The sequence below is a fragment of the Leucobacter sp. GX0328 genome, assembly GCF_053567315.1.
The window spans coordinates 22024-46068 of record NZ_JBSGPC010000001.1; the positions used below are offsets into that span (position 1 = coordinate 22024).

The window sequence follows — 24045 nt, forward strand, 5'->3', positions numbered from 1 at the left end:
CCTCAGGCGGTCTCGTGCGGGCGGAACGGCTTCGCCGGCGACCCGAGGGCCGCGTCGTCGCCGGAATCCCCCGGTTCCTCTGCGCCGTCCGCGGTGACGGCAGTGCGCTCCGGCGGCTCCCATACCTGGATGATGCCCCACGCGACCGCCGCGATCGGCACTGCGAGCACGGCGCCGAGAATACCGCTCAGCACGGTGCCGATGGTCAGCGCGAGCAGAATGACGAGCGAGTGCAGCTTCAGCGCGCGCCCCATGAGCACGGGCTGCAGGAAGTTGCCCTCGAGCTGGTTGACGAGCACGACGACGCCGATGACGAGCAGCGCACTGACCGGGCCGTTGGCGACGAGTGCGACGAGTGCCGCGAGGGTGCCGGCGAGCGTCGCGCCGACGATCGGGATGAACGCGAGCACGAACACGAGCACTGCGAGCGGCAGCGCGAGGGGCACCTGCAGAATCATGAGGCCGATGCCGATGCCGATCGCGTCGACGGCGGCGACGGCCGCGGTGCCGCGCACGTACGAGCCGAGCGTCGAGACGGTCTTCGCGCCGGCGCGGCGGGCGCGCGCCAGGGCCTCTCCGGTGAACGGGCGCAGCACGAAGCTCCACAGCTGCGGGCCGTCTTTCAAGAAGAAGAAGAGCACGACGACCATGAGCACGAGCCCGGTCACGAAGTTCGTGACGACGCCGGCGCCGGCGAGCGCGCCCGAGCCGAACTTCGAGCTCGTCAGGAAGTCGACGACGGTGTTGCGCCATTCCATGAGCTGGTCGTGGTCGGGCGCGAAAGGCAGGGTCTTCACCCAGTCGAGCACCTGCGCGAAACCGTCCTGAGCCTGCGACGACAGGTCGTCCCACTGGTCGCGCACCGCCCAGACGATGAGCCAGCCGATCGCAGTGAGCAGCACCATGATGGCGACGAGCACGACGACCGTCGCGAGCGCGGCGGGCATGCGGCGGCGCAGCACACGCATGACGGGCGCGAAGGCGCTGGCGAAGATGAGGGCGAGCAGAATCGGGATGACCACGGTGGTGAGTTCGCGCAGCCCGATGATCAGCAGCGCCGTGAGCGCGAGCACGATCAGAATCTGCAGGGATCGCGTCGCGAGCATCCCGAATCCGTCGGCCCAGAGCGAACGGGCCCGGCTCGGCTGCGCGGTGTTCGGATGTTCGATGTGATGCTGCTCGCTCATGGAACTCCTCGGTCTCGGTGTTCGGATTGCGCGGTGCGCCGTGCCCCGCTACCTCTGTACGGCGTGCTGCGCGATGAATGCGCGCAACTGGGCCTCGTCGTCGTTCATCTCGGTCACGTGCTGCGGCAGATCGAGCAGCCCGGCGAGGTGCTCGGGCATGCCGATGCGCTGCCCCGTCGCCTCGAGCACGATCTCGGGGAATTTCTCGGGCTTCGCCGTTTCGAGCACGAGCATCGGCACGCCCGCCTCGACGTGCTCGCGCGCGACCTTCACGCCGTCGGCGGTGTGCGGGTCGATGAGCGTGCCGCTCGCCTCGTACACCGAGCGGATGGTGGCGACGCGGTCGGCGTGCGTGCTGGTGCCGCTCTGGAATCCGAACTCGGTCTCCAAGCGGGGCAGCTCTGCCGAGAGGTCGATGCGGCCGGTCTCATCGAGCTCGCGCCAGGCGGCGGCGAGGCGCTCGGGGTCGCGGCCGAGCAGATCGAAGATGAAGCGCTCGAGGTTCGAAGCCTTCGAGATGTCCATCGACGGGCTCGAGGTGGCGTGCGTGTCGGCGGCCGAGCGCGGCGCGTAGATGCCGGTGCGGAAGAACTCGTCGAGCACGTTGTTCTCGTTCGCGGCGAGCACGAGGCGACGGATCGGCAGCCCCATGGCCTTCGCGAGGTGGCCCGAGAGGATGTTGCCGAAGTTGCCCGACGGCACGGTCACCGACACCTCGAAGGCGGCGCGATCGCCCTCGGCGACGGCGTCGGTCGCCCGCAGCCACGCCCAGAAGTAGTAGACCATCTGCGCCGAGATGCGGCCCAGGTTGATCGAGTTCACGGTGCCGAGCTCGTGCGCGCGCTTGAACTCGAGGTCGCTCGAGAGCGCCTTCACGAGGTTCTGGCAGTCGTCGAAGACGCCATCGATGGCGATGTTGTGGATGTTGTCGTCGGTGAGCGAGTACATCTGAGCCCGCTGGAAATCGCTCATGCGGCCCTGCGGCGACATCATGAACACGCCGATGCCCGCCTTGCCGCGCAGCGCGTACTCGGCGGCGGAGCCGGTGTCGCCCGACGTCGCGCCGATGATGTTGAGCGCACGGTCGCTCCGCGCGAGCACGTACTCGAGCGACTGCCCGAGGAACTGCATCGCCATGTCCTTGAACGCGAGCGTCGGGCCTTCGGAGAGGCCGACGAGCAGAATGCCGTCTTCGAGCTCGGTGACGGGCACGATCTCCTCGGCGACGAATCCGGCCGGCGCGTACGCCGCCGCGCACATGCGGGCGAGGTCGTCGCGGGGAATATCGGTCGCGTAGAAGCTCAGCACCTCGGTCGCGAGTTCGGGGTACGTCAGCGAGCGCCACGACTCGATCTGCTCGGAATCCACCTGCGGCACCGTCTCGGGCACGACGAGCCCGCCGTCGGTCGCGAGCCCCTCGAGCAGAATCGCGCTGTAGGGCGCGGGGGCCATGCCGCCGCGGGTCGAGATGTACTTCACCGAACACTCCTTGTATCGAACCTGCATCCATTCTGGCAGGTGCCGCCGACAAACAAGGATAGAGGGCACGGCATGCACTCAGCTTCCCGCCGCAGCGGAGCCCGGTGTTCTAGGCTGTCTCTCCGAGACGACCGCGAACCAGAAGGAGCACCGGGCATGGGCGACGAGACGCAGCCGGGCCAGCAGCCGTACGCTCAGCAGCAGCCGTACGCGCAGCAGCCCTACCCCCAGCAGCAGCCGTACGCGCAGCAGCCGGCGCCGCCCCAGGTGCCCACGGGCCAGCCGCAGTACACGGCGCCCGAACTCCTGCCGCACTACATGCAGCCCCGGCACACGCCGCTGCAGCCGACGGGCGGGCTCACCGGTCAGACGCCGCCGCCTCCGCAGGCCGCCATGTACTCCCCCTACGCGTACCAGCAGATGGGCGTGCGCCCGCCGTTGAGCCAGATGGCGGTCTGGGCGTTCATCTCGTCGTTCTTCATCGGCATCCTCGGCGTCGTGCTCGGGCTCATCGCGTCGAAGCAGATCGGCAATCGCGGGCTGCGCGGCGTCGGCTTCGCGATGGCCGGGTTCTACATCGGCATCTTCGTAACGGTCATCCAGTTCACCCTCGGCACCATCGTCGCCATCGCGCTCGGGGTCGGCGCGGCCGCGCTCTGAGCTCGGGCGAGGCCCCGGGGCGGTGCGCCGGCTACCAGGAGACGGGCAGCGCCTTGCCCTCCTCGTAACCGGCGGCCGACTGCAGCCCGACGTGCGCGCGCACGTGGAACTCCTGCAGCGTCGCGGCCCCCGCATAGGTGAGCGAGGAGCGCACTCCCGAGGTGATCATGTCGACGAGATCCTCGACGCTCGGCCGCTGCGGGTCGAGGTAGATCTTCGATGACGAGATGCCCTCGGCGAAGAGCTCCTTGCGGGCCCGCTCGAATGCCTCGAGACCCCCGAAGCGGCCCTGCACGGCCTTCGTCGAGGCCATGCCCCACGATTCCTTGTACTGGCGGCCTTCGGCGTCGGAGAGCAGCTCGCCGGGCGACTCGGCGGTACCGGCGAACCACGAGCCGATCATGACCGAGGCCGCACCGGCGGCGAGGGCGAGCGCGACATCTCGGGGGTAGCGAACGCCGCCGTCGGCCCAGACGTGGGCGCCGAGCTCGCGCGCGGCCTGCGCGGTCTCGAGCACGGCCGAGAACTGGGGGCGGCCGACTGCGGTCATCATGCGGGTGGTGCACATCGCACCGGGGCCGACACCGACCTTGAGAATGCTCGCGCCCGCCTCGACGAGGTCGTGCACGCCGTCGGCGGTGACGATATTGCCCGCGACGATGGGCAGACCGAGGTCGAGCTCGGCGACGGCGCGCAGCGCGCGCAGCATGCCCGCCTGGTGGCCGTGGGCGGTGTCGACGACGAGGGCATCGGCTCCGGCGGCGGCCAGGGATCGCGCTTTGCCCGCCACATCGCCGTTGATGCCGACGGCCGCCGCGACGGCGAGCCGCCCATCGCCGTCGAGCGCCGGGCGGTAGATCGAACGCCGCAGTGCCGAGCGCAGCGACAGGGTGCCGAGCAGCGCGCCGCCGTCGACGACGCCCACGGCGCCGTCCGCGCTGCCCGAGAGGGCGGCGTCGACCGCGTCGAACGTCTCGCGCGGGTCCGCGACGAGCGATGCGTCGAGCAGCGCGGGCGATCCCTGGATGAGATCGCCGAGGCGCGCGTCGGCCGGAACACCCGCGAGCCGCTCGGACGAGAGGATGCCGCGCACCCGCTCGGCCGAGATGGGGGTCTCGGCGGGGTCGCCGGTCACGACTACGACGCTCTGCCCCTCGGCGCGCGGAATCAGCCCGAGAGCATCGGCCGCGGTCTGCGCCTCGCCGAGCGCGATCGGGGTGTCGACCTCGGCCGGCTGCTCCTTGACCCACCGGATGGCCCGCTCGGTGCCTTCGAGCGAGAGGTCCTGGGGCAGCACCGCGAGGCCTCCGCGACGGGCGAGCACGGCCGCGAGGCGGGGCCCGGTCACCGAGTTCATGTTCGATGCGACGAGCGGCACCGTGGCGGGTGTGCCGTCGCGCGGTGCGAGATCGACGGCGAGCCGACTGCCGAGCTCCGAGTGCCGCGGTACCAGGAACACGTCCGAATAGGTGAGGTCGACCGAGGGCTGCGCACCGATGAATTCCATGTTTCCAAACTAGCCGTTCCGGGCCTGGGGTTCGCTTCAGGCGTTTTTCCGATATATAGGATTGAACTGTGCGGCGGCTCCCGTCCGTCCCACTCAGCCCGCCCCGCCGCAGGTCCCGCGCCCGACGGGGAGAGTACGCAATAGTTTTGAGGAGACGGAAATGTCTGACAACAACCCGACCGACGAGGGCGCCCAGAACATGCCTTCCGAGGGCGGCGCGCCAGCACCCGACGCAGGTGCACCGCAGCCCCCGGCGGCGCCCGCAGCGCCTCCCGCCCCGCAGTACCAGGCTCCGCAGCCGCCTGCACCGCAGGCGCCCCAGGCCCCCACCGCACCGCAGATGCCGGCACCCGCATTCGCCGGCGCTCCGCAGGCCCCGGGCGGTCCCGGCGCCCCGCGCCCCCCGTACGGCCCCGCACCGGCGGCCTCGAAGGGGCTGGCGATCACCGCGCTGATCCTCGGCATCGTCGGCGTCGTCGGCGGTCTCATCTTCGGCTGGCTGCCGTTCGTCGGCGGCATCATCACGATTCTCGTCGGCGCGGCCGCGGTCGTGCTCGGCTTCATCGCCCTGAACAAGCGCCAGTCGAAGGGCATGTCGCTCACCGGCCTCATCATGGGCGGCGTCGCCGTGCTCATCGGCATCGCCTCCATCGTGCTGTGGAGCATCGCCTTCTCGCAGGCGGGCAGCGCCATCGACGAGTACAGCTCGCAGCTCGATGAGCTCTCGAGCGAGATGGAGATCGAGGGCAGCGCTGACGCCTCGTCGACCGAGGGCAGCACGAGCGATTCGGGCACTGCCTCGGGCGAGTACACTGCGGAGTTCTGTACCGCGCTCGACGACTACTTCAGCGCGAGCGGAAGCTCCTCCGACCCGAAGGATGCGGCCGTGATCGACGCGGTCGAGGAGCTCGCGTCGCACGAGAGCCCCAACCAGTCGGTCTACCAGGACTACCTCTCGCTCGCCAAGGACTCGAGCGCGAGCGAGGCCGATGTCGCCACCGGCATGCTCGACCTGCTGTCGGCGACGATCGACGACTCGATGGAATGCCTCTAGCATTCGCCGGCGAAACGCACAGTCATCGCAGACGATCCCCACTGATACACTGACACTCTTGCAAAAGGACACGCAGAAGCATGCTCAAAGGATTCAAAGAATTTCTGCTCCGCGGTAACGTCGTCGACCTCGCCGTCGCCGTCGTCATCGGCGCAGCTTTCAACACCGTCGTCGAGAAGGTCGTCGACTCGCTGATCAACCCGATCATCGGCATGGTCTTCAAGGCCGACTCGCTCGACGGCGCGCTCATGATCGCGCTGCCCGGCGGCGGTTCGCTCGCCCTCGGCGCCGTCATCGGCGCGGTGCTCAACTTCGTCATCATCGCGGCCGTCGTCTACTTCGTGTTCGTGGTGCCCATGAACAAGATGCGCAGGCCCGAGCCCGAGAGCGACGAGCCCGAGGTGCCGACCGAGCAGGAGCTGCTCAGCGACATCCGCGACCTGCTGCGCGCCCAGGCCGAGGCGACGGGCCAGGCCCCCGCGACCGGCGGCGACCACAAGCACTGACCGAACGCGAACTCGGGTTCGCGCGATTTTCCCACCCCTAGAGATTATTGAGGCGACTCCGACATGACGTTCGACCCGACGCAGCCCCCTGCTGAGCCCACTTCCGCGCAGCAGGGGGTTGCCGGCCCTCCCGACGGCCGGCCCGCCCCGCACGGCGCACCGCAGCCCCCCGCACCGGGCCTGCCGCCGCAGCACCCGTACGCGCAGCCGCCGCGCGGCAAGACGAACACGCTCGCGATCATCGCGCTCGTCGGCTCGTTCTTCATCTCTCTCGTCGGCATCGTCTGCGGCCACATCGCGCTGTCGCAGATCAAGCGCCGGGGCGAGGGCGGGCGCGGCCTCGCGCTCGCCGGCGTCATCATCGGCTACGTCGTGCTCGCGGCGCAGATCACGGCCGTCATCGCCGTGATCGTCTTCATCGTGCTGGCGCCCGCAGGCTCCGGCTCCGCCGCCGGTGCGGACGCTCCCGGCCCGACCGGCTCCGCTCCCGCCTCCACGAACGGCCCCGAAGGCATGGCCTCGGGCGGCGCCGTCTTCGGCGCGGGCGGCGAGCTCATCTCGCAGGGGTCGACGAGCGGCGACGAGCGCGTCGCGTTCGACGTAGATCGCACCAGCGACCCCGTCGATGTCACGATCTACGTCGACTACATGTGCCCCATCTGCGGTGCGTTCGAGGGCGAATACGGCGACGACCTCGAGACCGCCGTCGATGCCGGCGACATCACGCTGCAGGTCGTGCCCCTCAACTTCCTCGACTCGATGTCGCAGGGCACGAACTACTCCACGCGCGCGGCGAACCTCTTCGCCTGCACCGTCGAGAACGCCCCCGATGCGGCGCTCGCCGTGCACACCGCACTGCTGAGCGACGCCGTGCAGCCCGAGGAGCAGACTCCCGGCCTCGATGACGAGGAGCTGCTGCAGGTCGCGGCGGATGCGGGCGCCGACACCGCAGGGCCGCTGCGCTCCTGCGTCGAGAACGTCGCCTACGGCGGCTTCTTCAGCACCAACACCTCGGTCTTCACGCAGGTCGGTCTCGTCGGGCTCGCCGATGGCGCGCAGCTGCAGGGCCCGGGCGGCGAGCTGCAGCCCGCCGACCAGCCGCAGAAGCTCACCGGCACCCCGACGGCGATCGTCTCGGGCGAGGAGTTCGTCTTCGCACGCGACGGCGACTTCGCAGACTTCCTCGAGAAGTCGATCGCCGAGCGCGGCTGACCCGTCATCCGTTCGGCGCGGTTCGGGCCGCAGCCCCGGATCGCGCCGTGCGCTCGGTCGGCTGCGTGAGCTCGTTCGGAGTTGCGAGTTCGTTCGGACGTTTCCGCACGAATCCATCCGATTGATCTCGCATCTCCGAGGGAGCTCACGCGCCCGGGACAGACCTCACGCCTCGCCGAGCGCGGTGAGCACGAGCAGCAGCGCGTTGAGGGCGACGATGGCCACGGCCACGGAGATCGCCACGGTGCGCAGCACCGGCCCGTTCGCCCACCGCCCCATCACGGATCGCCGGCTCGTGAGGCCGATGAGCGGGATCAGTGCGAAGGGAATGCCGAACGAGAGCACGACCTGGCTGAGCACGAGTGCGCGCGTCGGGTCGAACCCGACGCCGAGCACGACGAGCGCCGGCACGAGCGTGACCAGGCGCCGGGTGAAGAGCGGAATGCGCACGTGCAGCAGACCGCGCATGATCTCGGCGCCCGCGTACGACCCGACCGACGTCGAGGCGAGCCCCGAGGCGAGCAGCCCGATACCGAAAAGCGCCCCGATCACCGGCCCGAGGTGCGCCGTGATGGCCGCGGCGGCTCCGTCGATCGTGTCGGTGCCCGCGACGCCCGGCAGCGAGGAGGCCGCGAGCAGCAGCATGGCGATGTTCACGCCGCCGGCGAGCAGCAGCGCGAGCCCGACGTCCCACCGGGTCGCGCGCAGCAGGCCCGCGAGGCGCGCGGGGTCCGTCTGACGGCCGTGGCGATCCCTGGCGAGCGATGAGTGCAGGTAGATCGCGTGCGGCATCACGGTCGCACCGAGCATGCTCGCGGCGAGCAGCACGGTCGCGGTGCCTTCGAAGCGCGGGATCATGCCGGCCGCGATGCCGCCCCAGTCGAGCGGGCTGATGACGAGACCGGCGACGAAGCCGACCGTGATGACCGCGAGCAGTGCGAGGATGACGCGTTCGAAGGTCAGCTGCCCGGCGCGCTGCATCGCGAGGATCGCGAGGGACGCGATGCCGACGATGACTCCGCCGAGCAGCAGCGGCACGTCGAAGAGGATGTAGAGAGCGAGCGCCCCGCCGACGACTTCGGCGAGGTCGGTGGCGATGGCGACGAGCTCGGCCTGCGCCCAGAACAGCAGTCGCGCCGGTCTCGAGAGTCGTGCGCCGAGCGCTTCCGGCAGGCTCTGACCGGTCACGAGGCCGAGCTTGGCCGACAGGTACTGCACGACGACGGCCATCGCGTTCGCCAGCACGAGCACCCACACCAGCAGGTAGCCGTAATTCGCCCCCGCCGAGAGGTTGGCGGCGACGTTACCGGGGTCGACGTAGGCGATCGCCGCGACGAATGCGGGGCCGAGCAGCCCGACGAGCCCGCCGCTTCTGCGCGTCGTCCGCGCCCTGCCGTTCATCATTCCCGTTCCCCTTCCGTAGAGACCCCGCCGGTTCCTCCGGTGGTCTCGATGCCGCCTCGACTGCGGCCCGATCATCTTGACTTCGATTCAACCATATTAAAAGTTCGCCATGGCGAACTTTCTCATTTCGCGCGCGTCGGCCCTTCACACCCGGTTCACACCCTCGCCTGCCACGATGACCGCATGGGGCATCTGAACTACGGCAGCGGGCAGGAGTTCGAGTTCGACGACCGCACGCTCGCGCACCTGAAGATCGTGATGACGGGCAAACTGCGCCGCCAGGAGAGCTTTCTGCTGAGCTGGGTGAACCCCGCCGAGCGCGGCGGGGGCCGGGTCTCCATCTGGGTCTCGTCGAGCATCCCCCTCACCTTCCGCTTCGCCGGCAGCCGCAGCCCGACCCTCAATCAGGAGTGGCTCGAGGTGCTGCACGAGTTCTCGCACACGCCGCGCGGGCTCATCGTGGTGTCGGAGGAGGAAGCCGCTGCCCACGCCCGCAAGAACAGGACATAGCCGCGCGGTCGCACGCGCATCGATGCAAGGGAGGAACGGGAATGGGACATCTGCACTACGGCCTCGGCGAGAGCTTCGAGTTCGACGACCGGCTGCTGACGCATCTGCGCACGGTGATCCTCTCGAAATTCGCCCTGCAGGAGGCCCTCGCGCTGACCTGGCATACCGAGACGACGCAGCACAGCGTCTGGCTGCACCCGAGCGTCCCGCTGCACTTCGAGTTCGACGTGCCCGAGACGCCCGAACTCAACCGCGCCTGGCTCGAGAAGCTCAGGGATCTCGCGAACTCCGCGGGCGGTCTGCGCTGCGTCGACGAACCCGTCGACGCATCCGTTGTCGCGGAGGCCTGAACTCGGCGGTGCTGCGCGACATCCTGCCGATGGCTCCGGCCGACTGAGCTACAGGTGCTTGCCGCCGGTCACGGGGAGCACGATGCCCGATACGTACGACGCGTCCTCGGAGGCCAGGTACACGTAGGCCCCCGCGACCTCGACCGGCTGCCCAGGGCGGCCGAGCGGGGTATCGCCGCCGAACTGCTCCTGCTTCTCGTTCCAGCCCGTCGCGGGGATCAGCGGCGTCCAGATGGGCCCCGGCGCGACGGCGTTCACCCGCACGCCGCGGCGCCCCTGCTCATCGGCGAGCGCGCGCGTGAACCCGACGAGCGCGAACTTGGTCATGGCGTAGTCGAGCAGGTCGGGGCTCGGCGAGAACCCCTGGATCGAGGCGGTGACGATGACCGAGGCGCCGGGGCGCAGATGCGGGGCGGCCTCCCGCATGAGCAGCAGCGGGGCGACGAGGTTGGTTTCGAACACCTCCATGATCTGCTCGCGGGTGATGTCGACGTCGGGCCGGCGCTCGTACTGGGTGCCCGCGTTGAGCACGAGCACCTCGAGACCGCCGAGTTCGTCGACCGCGCCGGCGACGGCCGCGACGCAGACCGATTCGTCGCGCAGATCGCCGGGCAGTTGCACGCATCGGCGACCGGCCTCCTCGACCAGCCGGCGCGTCTCGTCGGCATCCGTCTGCTCCTCGGGAAGGTAGCTGATCGCGACATCGGCGCCCTCGCGGGCGTAGGCGATGGCGACGGCGCGGCCGATGCCGGAGTCGCCGCCCGTGATGAGGGCGCGGAGGCCCTCGAGCCTCGCATTGCCGCGGTACTCCTCCTCGCCGTGATCGGGGACGGGGCGCATGCGCCCGGTCAGGCCGGGCTGGCCGTCCTGCCGCTGTTCGGGGAAGGGCGGGCGGGGATGCTTGGTACGGGGGTCGAGATTCGGTGACATCGTCGATGGCTCCTTCGGGTCGGCGGTCGACGTGATGCGAGCGGAGCGGTCCGGACCGCCCAGTGCCGGCGGTTCAGTGCTCGCGCAGCTTCTGAATGAGCTCCTGCTTGCGCAGCTTGGAGTAGCCGGTGAGACCGAGTTCCTTCGCGCGCTGCCGCAGTTCGGGCACCGTGCGCTCGTCGTAATCCTCGGCCGCTCCCCCGCGCTTGCCGACGGCTCGGCGGCCGTCGCGCGCGGCGGCGTTCGAGATGCGGGCGGCTTTTTCCTTCGAGTTCCCCTCCTCCCGCAGACGCTCGTAGAGCTCTTCGTCCTTCAGCTGGGGCGTGGGCATGGCGACTCCTTCCGATATTCGGTTCGCATCGACGGTAGCCCCGCGACCGGACTCGCGGCACCCCCTCGACAACGCCGGCGGCTGCGGGTACTCTCGGCTTCCCCGCCGACCGGACACGCGGGCGCGATTGCTACGGAGCGCCGAGCGACGGTTCGACCTCCGGCTCGGGCGCACGCGGGCGGGGCGACTCCGACCCCTCGCGGTAGAGCTCGAGCAGCCCCGCAATGCCGCGCTCGGCGAAGCGGGCGATCTGGCGGCGTGCCGGGCTGCCCTCCTCGCGGAGGCGCACGAGCATGTGCTCGACTCGGGGCATGTCGCCGAATCTCACGAGCTCGGGTCGAACCTGCTCGATCATTCGTTCGAGCAGGTCGAAAGCGGGGAGCGACTCCCCCGCTACCGGGTCGACGAGCGTGGTCTCGAGGCCGTTGCGGGCCGCGTTCCAGATGGCGCCGTCGAGCAGGCCGGGTGCGATGCGCGGATGGTCGAGTCCGTGCTCGATATCGTGCAGTGCGCGCTCGACGAGGGCCCGCACGACGACGGCGAAGTCGACCGCTTCGCGCGGCGAGAGCTGCGCGTCGGCAATGCGCAGTTCGACGGTCGGGTAGCGCTCCGAGAGGCGCGCGAGCCACGTCACGAGACCGGAGTCGAGAAGCACGCCGCTCTCGACGAGCGCCGCGATCGATGCATCGTAGTCCGCGCCGTCGAAGAACTCCGGCGGATAGCTCGTGAGCGGCCAGTTGCGGCTCATGATCGAGCGCCAGCTCGCGAACCCCGTCGCCTCCCCGCACCAGACGGGCGAGTTCGCAGTCATCGCGAGCAGGGCGGGCGCCCAGCGGGCGAGGTGCCGCAGCACGGCCACACCGGCGTCGCGCGACGGCACCTCGACATGCACGTGCGTGCCGGTGACGTACTGGTAGGCCCCGGCGGCCCGCATTTCCTGGTCGATCGCGCGGTATCGCGTCTCGGGCGTCACCGTGCCGACGACGTCGCCGCCGACGGGCGGCAGCCCGCTGCCCGCGACGATCGCCCCGCGGGCGGCCGCTGCGGCCGCGGCCGTGCGGCGGAACTCCCGGAGCTCGTGCTCGGCCTGCGCCGCGCTCGTGCAGATGCCGGTCGCGGTCTCGAGCTGGCTGGCGAAGAACTCCCGCGACGCGGTGTCGCCGTGCTCGGGCAGCGTGCCGATCGTCTCCTCGGCGCGATCCACGGGGGCGCCGTCGCTTTCGGAGAGCAGCAGGTACTCCTCCTCGACCCCGAATCTGCGCGGCTCGTTCCGCCGTTCATCCATGGCCGTCCCCATTCTCGTCGCCCTCGTCGTCCGTGTCGTTGTCGTGCCCGCGCCGCGCCGGCGACGAGGCGACGTCCTCCCCGAGCTCGGCGAGCGCGTCTCTGGGGTCGTCGGTGTCGGTCTCGACCTCCTGCTCTGCGTCGGCGTCGACGAGCTCCTCGTCGCGGTCGCGGTGGTCGGTCGCGACGAGCTCGTGCTCCTCGTCGACCTCCTCGTTCTGCTCCCAGATCTCGGCCATGGCGCCGCCCTCCTCTTCTCGGCCGCGCGATGCGCGAACGGGGGTCGCGCGGCGTGAACCGGCATGCGCCGGCGTGTGTCTCACGAGCGTACGAGCCCGTCGCCCGTGCGTCACCGGGGTTGACGGGCGGTCTCCGAGGCCGCTAGGGCGGAGCGCCGCTCGCGGCGAACGCCCCAGCGGGCGAGGGCGTAGAGCGCGCACCCGACGACCACGAGCACTCCGGCGAAGGCCCAGACGACGCCGCGCTGCTGCGTCATGAGCGCGATGCACGAGAACGCCCCGAGCACGGGTACGAAGCTCCAGACCCGGAAGTGGGGGTGATTGACGCGGTCGCGCCGCAGCACGAGCACCGATACGTTCGCACTCAGGAAGACGAACAGCAGCAGGAGCACGACCGTCTCGGCGAGCGTGGCCAGGTCGCCGACGAGCACGAGCAGCATCGCGACGACCGTCGTGACGACGATCGCGGCCCACGGCGTGCGGCGCTTCGGCAGCACGCGCGCGAGGCCCGACGGCAGGAGGCCCTGCTCCGCCATGCCGTAGGTGAGGCGGCTCGCCATGATCATCGTGAGCAGGGCGCCGTTCGCGACGGCGATGAGCGCGATCAGGCTGAACACCGATGCCGGCACGCCGATCCCTGTCGCTTCGACGACCGCGAGCAGCGGGCCGCTCGACGCGGCCAATTCATCGGGCGGCAGCGCGACGGCGCTCGCCCACCCGACGAGCGCGTAGACGACTCCGGCAGTGACGAGGGCGGCGAACAGGGCGCGGGGGTAGTCCCGGGACGGGCGCCGCACCTCTTCGACGACGTTGGCCGACGTCTCGAAGCCGACGAACGAATAGAAGGCGATGATGGCGCCCGCGAGCACGGCGCCTGCGGTGCCCGTGCCCGCCGGGGCCTGCAGGGCGCGCGAGGGATCGCCGCCGCCCCCGGTCGCGAAGACGGCGACAGCGACGATCACGATGACGAGTCCGCTCAGTTCGACAAGGGTCATCACGAGGTTCGCCCCCATCGATTCGCGAATACCGCGGGCGTTGAGCGCCGCGACGATCGCGAGGAACACGATGGCGACGACGGGCACGGGCAGGTCGACGAAGGTGCTGAAGTAGTCGCCCGCGAAGGCGATGGCGAGACCCGCCGCGCTGGTCACGCCGGCCGCGAGCATGGCGAAGCCGACGAGGAACGACACGAGCGGGCTGCGGAACGCGCGTTCCGCGAACACGGCGGCCCCGCCCGCACGCGGGTACTTCGTCACGAGTTCGGCGTACGAGCCGGCCGTCAGCAGCGCGAGCAGCAGGGCGACGACGAGCGGGGCCCAGAGCAGCCCGCCCACTTCCTCCGCGAGCACTCCCATCAGCGCGTAGATGCCCGCCCCGAGCACGTCTCCGAGGATGAAGGCGAAGAGCAGCGGCCCGGTGATGGCGCGTCTCAGCCGGCCCGCGTCCGCGGTCCGCGCGGCCTGCCGGGTCATTCGCCGCCCTCCGCATCGGGCAGCGGGCGCCATTCGAGGTCGGCGATCGCCGGGCCCTCGAGCCGCGCGCCGGTCGCGGTGAAGCGCGAGCCGTGGAGCGGACAGTCCCAGCTGCGCTCGGCACGGTTCCAGTTGAGCACCCCGCCGAGGTGCGTGCAGACCCCCGACACCGCGCAGAGTTCGCCGTTCACGCGCGAGACGGCGACGGGCCTGCCGCCGCCGTACCGCACCCGCCCTTCGCCCTCGCCGAGCGGCTCGGGGCTCTCGGGCTGCAGCGCCGCGGCGGCGCGGCCGCCGACCGCATGCAAGCCTGCACCGATATTCACCTCCAGCGTGTCGGCGACGGTGCGCAGCCCGATCGTGTCGTGATGGTAGGCGCGCGCCCAGTCCATTCGGCCGCCGAGCATCTCGGCGGTGATCGCGAGCGCGGCGGCGACGCCGTTCGTCATACCCCATTTGTTGTACCCCGTGGCGAGTTGCACGCGGCCGCGCCCCCACGGCATCTCTCCGGCGAACGGCAGACGCGAATGGCTGCGGTAGTCCTGGGCGGCCCACAGCGCGACGCGCTCGCGCACGGAGAAGTGCTCGCGCACCCAAGCGTCGAGCTCGGCGACTTCGGCCGCGGTATCGGTCGAGCGGCCGGTGACGTGGCCGCCCCCGCCGACCACGAGCACCTCCTCCCCCGACGGACCGGTCGCGGTGCGCAGGGATCGCGGCGGGTCGCCGACCGAGACGCACATGTCGCTGGGGGCCGTTCCCGGAGCCACGCGGTAGGCGGCGGCGTACGAGCGCGACGGCTCGATCTTCGCGAAGTACATGCCCCGGTCGAGAATGGGGGTGCCGGTCGCGAGCACGCAGTTCTCGGCGGCGAGCATGCCGCCGTCCGCGCTGACGACCACCTCGTGGGAATCGACGTCGACGTCGCGCACCCGCTGGTGCTCGACGATGCGACCGCCTCGCTCGCGCAGTTCTCGCGCGAGCGCCGCGAGCATCGTCAGGGGGTGCAGCTGGGCCTGACCGTCGAGCGTCAGCGCCCCGTGCGTCTCGAACGGGAGATCGGGAGACCGAGTGGTGCCGAGCTCGAGACCGGCGGCGAGCGCGGCGCTGCGCTCCTCGTCGAGGGCGTCGACGGCCGACGGGTCGGCCGCGTAGACGATCGCGCGCCGGCGCGGCACGTCGATGCCCCAATGCTCGTGCTCGCGCAGCAGCCAGGCCTGGCCCTCCCGATTGGCCGCCACGTAGTCGCGGAGCACGTCGTCGCCGTCGTGGGCGCGGATGTCCGAGAGCACGGTGCCCTGGAGCAGGCTCAGCTTGCCGGTCGTGCCGCCGGTCGTCACCGCGCCGACGGTGCGCGCTTCGAGCACGACGACCTTCCGGCCGGCCCGCGCGAGCAGCACCGCCGTCACGAGCCCGGTCAGGCCGGCGCCGACGACGACGGTGTCGGCGCGCCCGTCGCGCCAGTCATCGGTCTCGATGCGGGGCCCGGTCATGCGCCAGAGCGAGGTCATGGTCTCGGGGGTCGGGTTCTCGGTGGTCATGGCCGAAACGGTAGAGGGCCCGGGCGCCTCGCATCACCCCGTTGACAAGGCGCCGGTTCGCGGTCAGTCGATGGCGGCGAAGGCTTCGCCGAGCAGCGCGGCGGCCCGCTCCCGCCCGATTCCGAGGCGGGCGAGCGCACGGGCCGCGTCGCCGGCGATCCGGCGCGCCTCCGCTTCGACCGGGTCGCCGCCGGCATCGAGCCGCACGAAGGTGCCCGCTCTGCCGCGCCCTTCGACGATCGCCGCCGCTTCGAGCTGCCGGTAGGCGGAGGCGACCGTGTTCACGGCGATGCCGAGGTGCGCGGCGAGACCCCGGGTCGTGGGCAGCTTCGCGCCCGGCACGAGGCGGCCGTCCGCGACCGCTCCGATGACGGCGTCGTGCACCTGCTGCGATGGCGGCGCTGCGGCAGCGGGGTCGATGCGGAAGAACGCGAGGACGTCGGCGGGGGGCGGCATGGTTCGAGCCTAGCGAGCGGAGGCCCTGCGGGCGCCCGCTCTCAGATCAGGTCGGGGTTCTTCCGGGCGAAGGACTCCGCCTCCGCTTCCGGGATCACGAGCACGCCGCGGTTTCCGTGCGAGGTGGCGAGCATGACCGTGATCCAGAGCATATTGAGCTCCGGCGGGCGACTGCCCGAGAAGCGGAATCCGAGCTGCGTCGCGGTCGAGACCCAGAGGGCCATCCTGCCGCCGCCCTCCTGCACCGACTTGGTCCAGCTGACGTAGAACCCCTCGTGCTTCTTCAGCTTCTGTCCGATGACGGTCTTCAGATGGGCGAGCAGCCGATCCTCGAACTCGTATTCCAATGTTCCGTGCAGCAGATAGCCCATATCGCCGAGTGTGGCAGACCCCGGCCGACGTCGTTCGTGCCCCGTTCGGACACGCGCTGAACCTGACAGTATCGGCACCGACTGCGCCGATACGGTCCGTTTCACGGCTGCGCTCGCTAGGCTCGCGGCATGGGGGAACGTTGGAATCATGGAGGCCATCGGCACCGGGAGCAGCACGGATGACGGCCGCTCCCGAACTGCTGCGGGTCGAGTCCGACTCGGTAGCCGAGGTCGAGGATGTGTGGAACGATTTCGCACCGTCGGCGAAACTGCTGCGGGCAGACGAGCAGCAGTGCCGGCTGCAGTGGGTTTCGCTGTCGGTGCCCGGCCTGTCGCTGATCGAATACGAGCTGCATGCCGATGTCCGGGCCTCGGTCGCCCCCGAGGGACAGCTCTTCGCATGCCGGCTCACGAGCCCGAGCGCCGAGATGTGGAGCGAGCGCACGAGCCTCCCGACCGGCCGCCCCTGGCTCACCGACGGGCGCCCGGTCGACGCCGTGTGGGAGGGATCGGCCCGGGTGCAGGCGATGGCGTTCGACCTCGGGTACGCCGAGCGGCTCGCGCGCCAGATCACCGGCGACGACCGGCTCGTGCTCCGGACACGATCGCCCGAGGCGATCGGCCAGGCGGCGAGCCGGCGCTGGGACGCGACCTTCCGCCACCTGATGACGGCGCTGCAGATCGAGACCGACGAGTCGGGGGCGCTCGAGTTCGAGTCGTCGCAGCTCTGGTCGGCAGGCCTGCAGCGGTACGCGCTCTGGGCGACGCTCGCCTGCTTCGCGACCACCTTCGGCGACTCCGCCGAACGCTCGGCGCAGACGCTCGCCGCCCCCAGAGCCGTGCGGCAGGCGGTCGCATATATCGAGGAGCACGCGCACGAGGCGATCACGATCGATGATGTGGCCCGCGCCGCGCACATGTCGACGCGCGGCCTGCATGCGGCGTTCAGACGGGCGCTCGGCACCACTCCGAGCGCCGAACTGAAACGGGCTCGGCTCTCGGGCGCGCGCGCCGATCTGCTCGATGCCGAACCGGGAGATTCGGTGGCGGCGATCGGCGGCCGCTGGGGCTTCACGAACGTGACCCGGTTCACGCGGGCCTTCCACGAGGTCTACGGCGAGGATGCGCGGGTGCTGCTGCGCCGCCAGCAGCACCAGTTCTGGTGATCCCCGGCCGATAATCGATGGCGCCGCCGATGCGCAACCCCCTCGACGCCACGACGACCGCTTTCTAGGCTTGCTCACCGAGCGCGGTGCTGAGCGGCGCCGACGGCGCAGCACCGTGCACCGCGCTCGCCACGCAGACGAGGGAGGCAGCATGCAGACGAACGAGCAGACGAACGAGCACGCGGACGAGCACGCGGACGAGCCGCGCACGGAAGGCACATCTCCGGGCGACGACCGCGAGCGGCGCTCCGACGGCGGGGCCGAGCGCGCGCACGGACACGAGGGCGATGTCGCCGAACGACCCGGCTCGACGCAGGTGGAGCGCGAGCACGCCGATGCCCTCGCCGACGAGTGGGGCGAGGAGTCCTTCCCGGTGAGCGACCCGCCCGCCCACTATTAGCGGGGTCGCCCGGGGCGCCGCCCGTCGGGTGCGGCCCCGGGCGGCTTCAGCGCAGCGTCGAGAGCGCGAGGTCGGTACGGTCGGTGATGATGGCGTCTGCGCCGCGGCGCGCCAGGGATCGCATGTCGTCGGGGTCGTTCACCGTCCAGACATGGACTTCGACCCCGGCATCGTGCGCCGCGTCCACGAGTCGCGGCGTGAACACGCTCAGCGATCCCTGGCGTTCGGGAATCTGCAGCGCATCGACCCCCTCGAGCAGAGGTGCGGCACGGCGCCGCGCCCCGACCTGCACCGCGAGCAGCAGCTTGATGAGCGTGCCGCGCCCCGCCGAGGTCGCCGGCCGTTCGCTGCCCGTGACGCATGCAGCGGAGCGCAGGGCGCGCAGGCGGAACTCGTCGGAGAAGCTCGTGACGAGCGTGCGGTGCGCGTGCGGGGCGATGCTCCTGCCCACCGGGTCGGCCGCCGCCGCAGCCTTCACATCGAGGTTCACGCGTGCCTCCGGAAACTCCTCGAACAGCTCGGAGAGTGTCAGGAGCCCGCCGCGATCGCTCATGATCTGCGCGAGCTCGCGATGCGACACCTCGGCGACCTTTCGCGGGTCGCCCGATACGCGGGCGAGATCGTCGTCGTGGAAGAGCACGACGACGTCGTCGTTCGTGAGGTGGCAATCGGACTCGAGGTAGTCGGCGCCGGCGGCGAGCGCCTCGGCGAACGCGGCCCGGGTGTTCTCGGCGATGCCGCGCGCCGCCGCCGCGGGCGGCACGAAACCGCGATGCGCGATGATGCGGGGCCGTTCGGGGCGGTCGAAGTACGGGTGCGGCATGGCGTCTCCTCCTTCGAGCGGTGCGGGCGGGCGCAATGCTGTCAGCATCCCACATCCTGATGCGCGCGACCACAGCTCCGGGCTCGTGCGATACTGAAACCGCACCTGATCGGGTGCGATGACGCCCGAACGAATCGAGAGCGCATGGACGGCGACGAATCCATCGAAGTGAGCGAATCCCCGCTCCCCGGAATCGGCATCCGCGACGACTTCCTCACCGCGACCGGCAGGCGCGTCGGCGTCATCTCGCACCGCAACGGCCGCCGCGACCTGCTCGTATATGCCGAGGACGACCCCGACGCGTGCGCGCAGACGATCTCGCTTTCGGCGGGCGAGGCCGACACACTCGCCGAGTTCCTCGGCACGAAGCGCGTGATCGAACGGCTGTCGGCCCTCTCCGACCAGGTCGACGGCATCGCGACCGAGAAGTTCGAGATCGAGCGCGGCGCGAAGTACGACGGCGCCGCTCTCGGCGCGATGCAGGTGCGCAGCCGCACGGGCGCCTCGATCGTGGCGGTGCTGCGCCACGGCGACGCCATCCCCTCGCCCACCCCCGCATTCGTGCTGCAGGGCGACGACCAGATCATCACGGTCGGCACGAGCGAGGCCCTCGCCCTCGTGCGCGCCATCCTGGACGAACGCTAGACCCGTGGAGTCCACCAGGACTCTGCTCGAGCTCGGGGGCACTATTCTCGTGCTCGGCATCCTCGGGCGCCTCGCCGCCCGCATCGGGCTCTCGCCGATTCCGCTGTACCTGCTCGCCGGGCTCATGTTCGGCGTCGGCGGCCTGCTGCCGCTGGCGACGAGCGACGAGTTCATCGCGACCGGCGCCGACGTCGGCGTGATCCTGCTGCTGCTCCTACTGGGGCTCGAGTACTCGGCCGAGGAGCTCATCACGAACCTGCGGGCGAACTCGACCTCGGGCCTCATCGATTTCGTGGTCAACGCGGCACCGGGCGCGCTTGCGGGCTGGGCGCTCGGGTTCTCGGGCCCCGGCATCCTCGCGATGGCGGGCGTCACCTACGCGACCAGTTCAGGGATCGCCGCGAAACTGCTCGGCGATCTCGGCCGGCTCGGCAACCGCGAAACGCCGACCGTGCTGTCTCTGCTCGTGTTCGAGGATCTGCTGATGGCGATCTTCCTGCCCGTGCTGACGGCGCTGCTCGCCGGAGTCGGCGTGTGGGGCGGCATGCTGAGCGTCGGCGTCGCCGTCGCGGCGGTCGCGCTCGCGATGCTGATCGCGCTGCGCTTCGGTGGGCTCATCAACCGGATCGTCTTCTCGCCGAACGACGAACTGCTGCTGCTCGGCGTGCTCGGCATCGTGCTCGTCGTCGCGGGCGTCGCCGAGCAGCTGCAGGTGTCGAGCGCGGTCGGCGCCTTCCTCGTCGGCATCGCGCTCTCGGGGCGGGTCGCCGAGAGCGCCCGCGCCGTGCTGACACCGCTGCGCGACCTGTTCGCGGCCGTGTTCTTCGTGTTCTTCGGGCTGCGCACCGACCCTCGCGAGATCCCGGCGGTGCTCGGCATCGCGATCGTGCTCGCGGTCGTCACGGCGGCCACGAAGATCTGGACGGGAATGTGGGCGGCCAAGCGCGCGGGCGTCGCGAGGCCGGGCCAGATCCGCGCCGGCACCATCATGGTGCCCCGCGGCGAGTTCAACATCGTCATCGCGGGCCTCGCGACCTCGGCGGGCGTGGCGGGCATCGGCCCGCTGGCCGCGGCGTACGTCATGATCATGGCCGTGTGCGGCCCGGTGCTCGCGCGCATCGCAGAGCCGGCGGCGAAGCGCATCGCCGAAGTCGCGCATCACGGAAGGGGCCGCTGACCATGGCCGTGCTGATCGACCCGCCGATGTGGCCCGCGCACGGCACCCTGTGGTCGCACCTCGTCTCGGATGCCGACTACGCCGAGGTGCACGCCTTCGCGAAACGGCTGCCCGTGCCGCGGCGCAGCTTCGACCTCGACCACTACGACGTACCGGCGTCGCTGCACGCCCGCGCGATCGCGCTCGGGGCCGAGCCCGTCGGGGCGAAAGAGCTGGCCCGCCGGCTGCGACGCAGCGGGCTGCGGGTGCGGCAGATCGACCGCGACCTCATGACGCCCGTGCGCCGCCGGGAGTACCTGCAGGGCGAATGGGAGGCGCTCGGCCGGGCGCTCGGCATCGCGGGCGCTGAGACCACGGCCGGTGCCGGTGCCGGTGCGGGTGCCGGGGCTGATGCCGGGGCGCAGTGGCGGGCGCTCGGCGACGAGCTGCTCGCGCGCTGGAACGAACCGCACCGCCGCTACCACGACGAGCGGCATCTCGAGGACGTGCTGCTGTCGCTCGACCAGCTCGCGGTTCGCGGCGAGACGCTGCAGCCGTCGACGCTGCTCGCGGCCTGGTTCCACGACGCCGTGTACACCGGGCGGGCGGGCCCAGGCGCCGGGGCCGAGACCGACGAGGCCGCCTCGGCGGCGCTCGCGGCAGAGGCCCTCGCGCGCGCAGGGCTCGACGCCGGCCTCGTCGCCGAGGTGGGCGCGATGATCGCCGACACCGAGCCCGCGCGCGCGGTCGAGCGCCCGAGCACCGCGCTCGCGCAGCTGCTCGACGCCGACCTCGCGATCTTCGCCGCTCCCCCGCACCGCTACGACGAGTACGCGGCCGCCGTGCGCGAGGAGTACGCGCACGTGCCCGACGCGGTGTTCGCGCAGGCCCGGGCCGACATCCTCTCCGGCTATCTGGGCCGCCCGCGCGTATACCGCACCGGGACGGCCCGCGAGGCGTGGGAGGCGCGCGCCCGGCAGAACCTCGCCCGCGAGATTGCGGCGCTGCGGCTCCGGGTCTGACCTCCGGCCTGCCCAACGCACTCGGTTTCGCCGGCCTGGGGGCGCGATCCCTGGCGCTGTCGTATAGGTAAAGCACGAGCGTGCAGCTCGATCACGGTGCGTTCGGTGCACGCTCGCGCATCGCCTATCCGCTCGACCCGGGATGACTCGCTCGAGCCTCGCCGACCCGCACGACCGCGCCACCCGGGCACACCTCGAGTCTGCCGCCGCGCGGAGCCCGCTCGCGCCAGCGGCGGTCGTGCGTCACCGTGATCACGGCCCCCGGGTAGTCGACGAGCGCCTCTTCCAACTGGTCGACGAGCTCGGGGGCGAGATGGTTCGTCGGCTCGTCGAGCAGCAGCAGCTCGCTCGGCGCCGACAGCGCGATGGCGAGCTCGAGCCGGCGGCGCTGCCCGATCGACAATCCCTGCAGCGGCACCTCGAGATCGGCGGGGCGGAAGAGCCCGAAGGCGAGTAGCGTCCCGGCCGCGTCGTCCCGGTACGCGCCGATCGCCGCAGCGTAGGCGTCGAGCAGGCCGAGACGCGCGACCGCGCTCCCCTCCGGCACCGGCATCATCTCCTGCTTGAGCCGGGCGATGCGCAGGCCGGGCCGTCGGTCGAGGCCGCCCTCGGCCCGCGTTTCCCCTGCCAGTACCCGCAGCAGCGTGGTCTTGCCGGCGCCGTTCGGCCCCGAGACGATCCACCGGTCGCCCTCGTGCACGTCGAGTTCGGCGAGCGAGAGCCGCGGGCCCGGCGGCCCCAGGCGCACGTTCCGAGCGACCAGCAGCGGCTCCGCGGCCATCCGTGCTTCGGGTGCAGCACAGTCGACCGCACCGGCATTCGCACGGGCTCTCGCGTCGTCATCCGCTCCGAGCACCGCGGCGGTGAAGCGCAACGGGTCGGCGGGGCGCACGGCCGGATCGGCCTGCAATCGTTCGACGCGTTCCTTCGCCTGCCGGATTCGGCTCACCGCCCCGTGGTCGCGGCCGCGGGCTCGGAACGCGCCATGGCCGAAGACTGCGCGCTCCATCTTGCGCGGGATCGCCCGCAGTCGGAACGCGTTCGCTTCGACGAGCTCCGTACTGCGCGCGAGCTCTGCCCGCCAGGCCTCGTATTCGGCGATCAGGCGGCGGCGCTCGGCGGCGCGGGCGCGCAGGTATCCGGCGTATCCGTCGCCGTAACGGGCGGCGCGGCCGCCTTCGAGGTGCACGATGTCGATCGCGAATTGTTCGAGCAGCGCCCGGTCGTGCGAGACGATGACGCAGGCGCCACGATGCCGCGCGATCATCTCCTCGAGCCAGACGACCGCCGCGTCGTCGAGATCATTGGTGGGCTCGTCGAGCAGCAGTAGTTCGGCCTCCGCCGACAGGGCGGCGCCGAGGGCGAGACGGGCGCGCTCCCCGCCGGAGAGATCGGCGACGGGGCGACCGCGATCGAGACCGCCCAGCGAGAGCCGGTCCAGCGCGGCTTCGACGCGACGCTCGATGTCGTATCCGCCGCGGGCTTCGAAGCGGTCGGTGAGGTCGCCGAGGCGGCCGAGCAGGCCGGATTGTTCCCCAGCCGGGGCGGCGGCGAGTGCCTCCGAGGCCGTCTGCATCTCGCCTTCCATGTCGCGGAAGTCGTGCAGCAGCTCGTCGAGGGCTTCGGCGACGGTCGCTCCAGGTGCGAATTCGGGCTGTTGCGCCGCGATGGCGATGCCACCGGGGAGTTCGACCCGACGCTGACCCGAAGCGAGCGGCACTTGCCCGGCGATCGCGCGCAGCAGGGTGGTCTTGCCGGCGCCGTTGTCGCCGATGAGCACGATGCGGTCTTTCGGGCCGACCACGAGATCGATGTCAGTGAGCACTGTGCGGTCGGCGAACCTGACGGTCGCGCCGCGCAGTTCGCAGGCGCGGTGCGGGCGGGGCCGCATCGGTGCGGTGCGGGGTTCGGGGTTCGGTACGGCGGTCATGGCCTACTCCTCTGCACGGCCCGCGCGAGAGGCATCTCCGGGCCGCATGATCGCCCGGGTCGCAGCGGACGCACGGGCAGGTGAACGGGAAGCTCGCGCCGAGACCGGCACCGGTGTCGTCGAGACGGCTATCGGGTACGGGCGGCGGCACGCCTAGGACGCATCGCGGAGGCGGGCCTCGACGCGATGTCCCGTTCTAAAGAAACAGTGCACCCATGCGGCCAGTGTACTCGGATTCGCGGATTCGGCCAGGGAACGGGACGCCCGGACCCGCCGCTCACATGGCCCGAGCCGAGCCGCGGCGAACCCTGACTGTTTCGGCAGCATCGCGCAATGGGGTTCACATTGCCCGCTCGACTCTGCAATTGTGGAAGCAGATCACGCGAGCACGGGCGCCCCGACGGGGTCAGCCC

General features: G+C 71.1%; 25 protein-coding genes. 11 read left to right on the plus strand and 14 right to left on the minus strand.

The window, feature by feature from the left end; genetic code table 11:
- Positions 1-2: 2 nt before the first annotated feature.
- On the minus strand, positions 3-1187 hold the full coding sequence (locus ACUYTF_RS00100) for an AI-2E family transporter (protein WP_449279138.1): 1185 nt from the start codon (positions 1185-1187) through the stop codon (positions 3-5).
- A gap of 48 nt (positions 1188-1235) precedes the next feature.
- The gene (thrC, locus tag ACUYTF_RS00105; protein WP_449279139.1) at positions 1236-2666 is read right to left on the minus strand and encodes a threonine synthase; all 1431 of its coding nucleotides are present in this window, start codon (positions 2664-2666) and stop codon (positions 1236-1238) included.
- 156 nt (positions 2667-2822) lie between these two features.
- On the opposite strand from thrC, the gene ACUYTF_RS00110 reads away from it, so the two are divergent.
- Positions 2823-3326: a DUF4190 domain-containing protein gene (locus ACUYTF_RS00110; RefSeq protein WP_449279140.1), complete on the plus strand. Its 504-nt coding sequence runs from the start codon at positions 2823-2825 to the stop codon at positions 3324-3326.
- Between the two features lie 31 nt (positions 3327-3357).
- On the opposite strand, the gene guaB1 is transcribed toward ACUYTF_RS00110, so the two are convergent.
- Positions 3358-4833 carry a GMP reductase gene (gene guaB1, locus ACUYTF_RS00115; protein WP_449279141.1) on the minus strand — a complete coding sequence of 492 codons (1476 nt, stop codon included), beginning with the start codon at positions 4831-4833 and terminating at the stop codon, positions 3358-3360.
- Between the two features lie 160 nt (positions 4834-4993).
- Here guaB1 and ACUYTF_RS00120 point away from each other — a divergent pair, with 160 nt between their 5' ends.
- The 3 genes from ACUYTF_RS00120 (at position 4994) to ACUYTF_RS00130 (ending at position 7605) form a co-directional block, all read left to right on the plus strand.
- Positions 4994-5887, plus strand: coding sequence for a hypothetical protein (locus ACUYTF_RS00120; protein WP_449279142.1), 894 nt, complete (start codon positions 4994-4996; stop codon positions 5885-5887).
- An 80-nt stretch (positions 5888-5967) separates the two neighbouring features.
- The gene (gene mscL, locus ACUYTF_RS00125) at positions 5968-6393 is read left to right on the plus strand and encodes a large conductance mechanosensitive channel protein MscL (protein ID WP_434141638.1); all 426 of its coding nucleotides are present in this window, start codon (positions 5968-5970) and stop codon (positions 6391-6393) included.
- 63 nt (positions 6394-6456) lie between these two features.
- Positions 6457-7605, plus strand: coding sequence for a DUF4190 domain-containing protein (locus tag ACUYTF_RS00130; protein ID WP_449279143.1), 1149 nt, complete (start codon positions 6457-6459; stop codon positions 7603-7605).
- 165 nt (positions 7606-7770) lie between these two features.
- Here ACUYTF_RS00130 and ACUYTF_RS00135 read toward each other — a convergent pair whose 3' ends face one another.
- Complete coding sequence (locus ACUYTF_RS00135) at positions 7771-9009, minus strand: Nramp family divalent metal transporter (protein WP_449279144.1); 1239 nt, start codon at positions 9007-9009, stop codon at positions 7771-7773.
- Between the two features lie 183 nt (positions 9010-9192).
- On the opposite strand from ACUYTF_RS00135, the gene ACUYTF_RS00140 reads away from it, so the two are divergent.
- Both ACUYTF_RS00140 and ACUYTF_RS00145 read left to right on the plus strand, forming a co-directional pair.
- The gene (locus ACUYTF_RS00140; protein ID WP_434141635.1) at positions 9193-9519 is read left to right on the plus strand and encodes a DUF7882 family protein; all 327 of its coding nucleotides are present in this window, start codon (positions 9193-9195) and stop codon (positions 9517-9519) included.
- 41 nt (positions 9520-9560) lie between these two features.
- Positions 9561-9869: a DUF7882 family protein gene (locus ACUYTF_RS00145; RefSeq protein ID WP_449279145.1), complete on the plus strand. Its 309-nt coding sequence runs from the start codon at positions 9561-9563 to the stop codon at positions 9867-9869.
- 48 nt (positions 9870-9917) lie between these two features.
- Here the strand turns inward: ACUYTF_RS00145 and ACUYTF_RS00150 are convergent, their stop codons facing one another.
- The 8 genes from ACUYTF_RS00150 to ACUYTF_RS00185 form a co-directional block, all read right to left on the minus strand.
- Positions 9918-10799, minus strand: a complete 882-nt coding sequence (locus tag ACUYTF_RS00150; RefSeq protein WP_449279146.1) for an SDR family oxidoreductase — start codon at positions 10797-10799, stop codon at positions 9918-9920.
- A 73-nt stretch (positions 10800-10872) separates the two neighbouring features.
- Positions 10873-11130, minus strand: a complete 258-nt coding sequence (locus ACUYTF_RS00155; protein WP_449279147.1) for a Rho termination factor N-terminal domain-containing protein — start codon at positions 11128-11130, stop codon at positions 10873-10875.
- Positions 11131-11260: 130 nt separating this feature from the next.
- Positions 11261-12415: a YbdK family carboxylate-amine ligase gene (locus ACUYTF_RS00160; RefSeq protein WP_434141631.1), complete on the minus strand. Its 1155-nt coding sequence runs from the start codon at positions 12413-12415 to the stop codon at positions 11261-11263.
- Positions 12408-12653 (minus strand): hypothetical protein, encoded by a 246-nt coding sequence (locus tag ACUYTF_RS00165; RefSeq protein ID WP_449279148.1) that lies wholly within the window; start codon positions 12651-12653, stop codon positions 12408-12410. Before ACUYTF_RS00165 ends, ACUYTF_RS00160 begins: the two co-directional genes overlap by 8 nt.
- 110 nt (positions 12654-12763) lie before the next feature.
- Complete coding sequence (locus ACUYTF_RS00170) at positions 12764-14125, minus strand: APC family permease (protein WP_449279149.1); 1362 nt, start codon at positions 14123-14125, stop codon at positions 12764-12766.
- Positions 14122-15663: an FAD-dependent oxidoreductase gene (locus ACUYTF_RS00175; protein ID WP_449279150.1), complete on the minus strand. Its 1542-nt coding sequence runs from the start codon at positions 15661-15663 to the stop codon at positions 14122-14124. Before ACUYTF_RS00175 ends, ACUYTF_RS00170 begins: the two co-directional genes overlap by 4 nt.
- 63 nt (positions 15664-15726) lie before the next feature.
- On the minus strand, positions 15727-16119 hold the full coding sequence (locus tag ACUYTF_RS00180; protein ID WP_434141627.1) for a GntR family transcriptional regulator: 393 nt from the start codon (positions 16117-16119) through the stop codon (positions 15727-15729).
- Between the two features lie 41 nt (positions 16120-16160).
- Positions 16161-16490, minus strand: a complete 330-nt coding sequence (locus tag ACUYTF_RS00185) for a DUF7882 family protein (protein ID WP_434141626.1) — start codon at positions 16488-16490, stop codon at positions 16161-16163.
- Positions 16491-16669: 179 nt separating this feature from the next.
- Here ACUYTF_RS00185 and ACUYTF_RS00190 point away from each other — a divergent pair, with 179 nt between their 5' ends.
- Entirely contained in the window at positions 16670-17656 is a 987-nt protein-coding gene (locus tag ACUYTF_RS00190; RefSeq protein WP_449279151.1) for a helix-turn-helix transcriptional regulator, read from the plus strand.
- A 151-nt stretch (positions 17657-17807) separates the two neighbouring features.
- Positions 17808-18056: a hypothetical protein gene (locus ACUYTF_RS00195; RefSeq protein ID WP_449279152.1), complete on the plus strand. Its 249-nt coding sequence runs from the start codon at positions 17808-17810 to the stop codon at positions 18054-18056.
- Between the two features lie 46 nt (positions 18057-18102).
- Here ACUYTF_RS00195 and ACUYTF_RS00200 read toward each other — a convergent pair whose 3' ends face one another.
- Complete coding sequence (locus ACUYTF_RS00200; protein WP_449279578.1) at positions 18103-18879, minus strand: glycerophosphodiester phosphodiesterase family protein; 777 nt, start codon at positions 18877-18879, stop codon at positions 18103-18105.
- 168 nt (positions 18880-19047) lie between these two features.
- Here ACUYTF_RS00200 and ACUYTF_RS00205 point away from each other — a divergent pair, with 168 nt between their 5' ends.
- From ACUYTF_RS00205 to ACUYTF_RS00215, 3 genes are read left to right on the plus strand one after another with little or no spacing between them, the layout of a single operon-like run.
- A complete protein-coding gene (locus tag ACUYTF_RS00205) occupies positions 19048-19524 on the plus strand; it encodes a cation:proton antiporter regulatory subunit (protein WP_449279153.1) in 477 nt (158 codons plus the stop codon).
- Between the two features lie 4 nt (positions 19525-19528).
- Positions 19529-20701, plus strand: coding sequence for a cation:proton antiporter (locus ACUYTF_RS00210; protein WP_449279154.1), 1173 nt, complete (start codon positions 19529-19531; stop codon positions 20699-20701).
- A gap of 2 nt (positions 20702-20703) precedes the next feature.
- Positions 20704-21702 (plus strand): DUF4031 domain-containing protein, encoded by a 999-nt coding sequence (locus ACUYTF_RS00215; RefSeq protein ID WP_449279155.1) that lies wholly within the window; start codon positions 20704-20706, stop codon positions 21700-21702.
- A gap of 124 nt (positions 21703-21826) precedes the next feature.
- Here ACUYTF_RS00215 and ACUYTF_RS00220 read toward each other — a convergent pair whose 3' ends face one another.
- A complete protein-coding gene (locus ACUYTF_RS00220) occupies positions 21827-23632 on the minus strand; it encodes an ABC-F family ATP-binding cassette domain-containing protein (protein WP_449279156.1) in 1806 nt (601 codons plus the stop codon).
- Positions 23633-24045 lie beyond the last annotated feature (413 nt).

Coding starts and splice junctions, on each gene's coding strand:
- mscL (WP_434141638.1), top strand. CDS start 5,968: ATGCTCAAAGGATTCAAAGAATTTCTGCTCCGCGGTAACGTCGTCGAC.
- ACUYTF_RS00135 (WP_449279144.1), bottom strand. CDS start 9,009: ATGATGAACGGCAGGGCGCGGACGACGCGCAGAAGCGGCGGGCTCGTC.
- ACUYTF_RS00150 (WP_449279146.1), bottom strand. CDS start 10,799: ATGTCACCGAATCTCGACCCCCGTACCAAGCATCCCCGCCCGCCCTTC.
- ACUYTF_RS00195 (WP_449279152.1), top strand. CDS start 17,808: ATGCAGACGAACGAGCAGACGAACGAGCACGCGGACGAGCACGCGGAC.
- ACUYTF_RS00110 (WP_449279140.1), top strand. CDS start 2,823: ATGGGCGACGAGACGCAGCCGGGCCAGCAGCCGTACGCTCAGCAGCAG.
- ACUYTF_RS00130 (WP_449279143.1), top strand. CDS start 6,457: ATGACGTTCGACCCGACGCAGCCCCCTGCTGAGCCCACTTCCGCGCAG.
- ACUYTF_RS00180 (WP_434141627.1), bottom strand. CDS start 16,119: ATGCCGCCCCCCGCCGACGTCCTCGCGTTCTTCCGCATCGACCCCGCT.
- ACUYTF_RS00215 (WP_449279155.1), top strand. CDS start 20,704: ATGGCCGTGCTGATCGACCCGCCGATGTGGCCCGCGCACGGCACCCTG.
- ACUYTF_RS00100 (WP_449279138.1), bottom strand. CDS start 1,187: ATGAGCGAGCAGCATCACATCGAACATCCGAACACCGCGCAGCCGAGC.
- ACUYTF_RS00140 (WP_434141635.1), top strand. CDS start 9,193: ATGGGGCATCTGAACTACGGCAGCGGGCAGGAGTTCGAGTTCGACGAC.
- ACUYTF_RS00155 (WP_449279147.1), bottom strand. CDS start 11,130: ATGCCCACGCCCCAGCTGAAGGACGAAGAGCTCTACGAGCGTCTGCGG.
- ACUYTF_RS00200 (WP_449279578.1), bottom strand. CDS start 18,879: ATGCCGCACCCGTACTTCGACCGCCCCGAACGGCCCCGCATCATCGCG.
- ACUYTF_RS00220 (WP_449279156.1), bottom strand. CDS start 23,632: ATGACCGCCGTACCGAACCCCGAACCCCGCACCGCACCGATGCGGCCC.
- ACUYTF_RS00120 (WP_449279142.1), top strand. CDS start 4,994: ATGTCTGACAACAACCCGACCGACGAGGGCGCCCAGAACATGCCTTCC.
- ACUYTF_RS00165 (WP_449279148.1), bottom strand. CDS start 12,653: ATGGCCGAGATCTGGGAGCAGAACGAGGAGGTCGACGAGGAGCACGAG.
- ACUYTF_RS00185 (WP_434141626.1), bottom strand. CDS start 16,490: ATGGGCTATCTGCTGCACGGAACATTGGAATACGAGTTCGAGGATCGG.
- guaB1 (WP_449279141.1), bottom strand. CDS start 4,833: ATGGAATTCATCGGTGCGCAGCCCTCGGTCGACCTCACCTATTCGGAC.
- ACUYTF_RS00175 (WP_449279150.1), bottom strand. CDS start 15,663: ATGACCACCGAGAACCCGACCCCCGAGACCATGACCTCGCTCTGGCGC.
- ACUYTF_RS00145 (WP_449279145.1), top strand. CDS start 9,561: ATGGGACATCTGCACTACGGCCTCGGCGAGAGCTTCGAGTTCGACGAC.
- ACUYTF_RS00160 (WP_434141631.1), bottom strand. CDS start 12,415: ATGGATGAACGGCGGAACGAGCCGCGCAGATTCGGGGTCGAGGAGGAG.
- ACUYTF_RS00170 (WP_449279149.1), bottom strand. CDS start 14,125: ATGACCCGGCAGGCCGCGCGGACCGCGGACGCGGGCCGGCTGAGACGC.
- ACUYTF_RS00190 (WP_449279151.1), top strand. CDS start 16,670: ATGACGGCCGCTCCCGAACTGCTGCGGGTCGAGTCCGACTCGGTAGCC.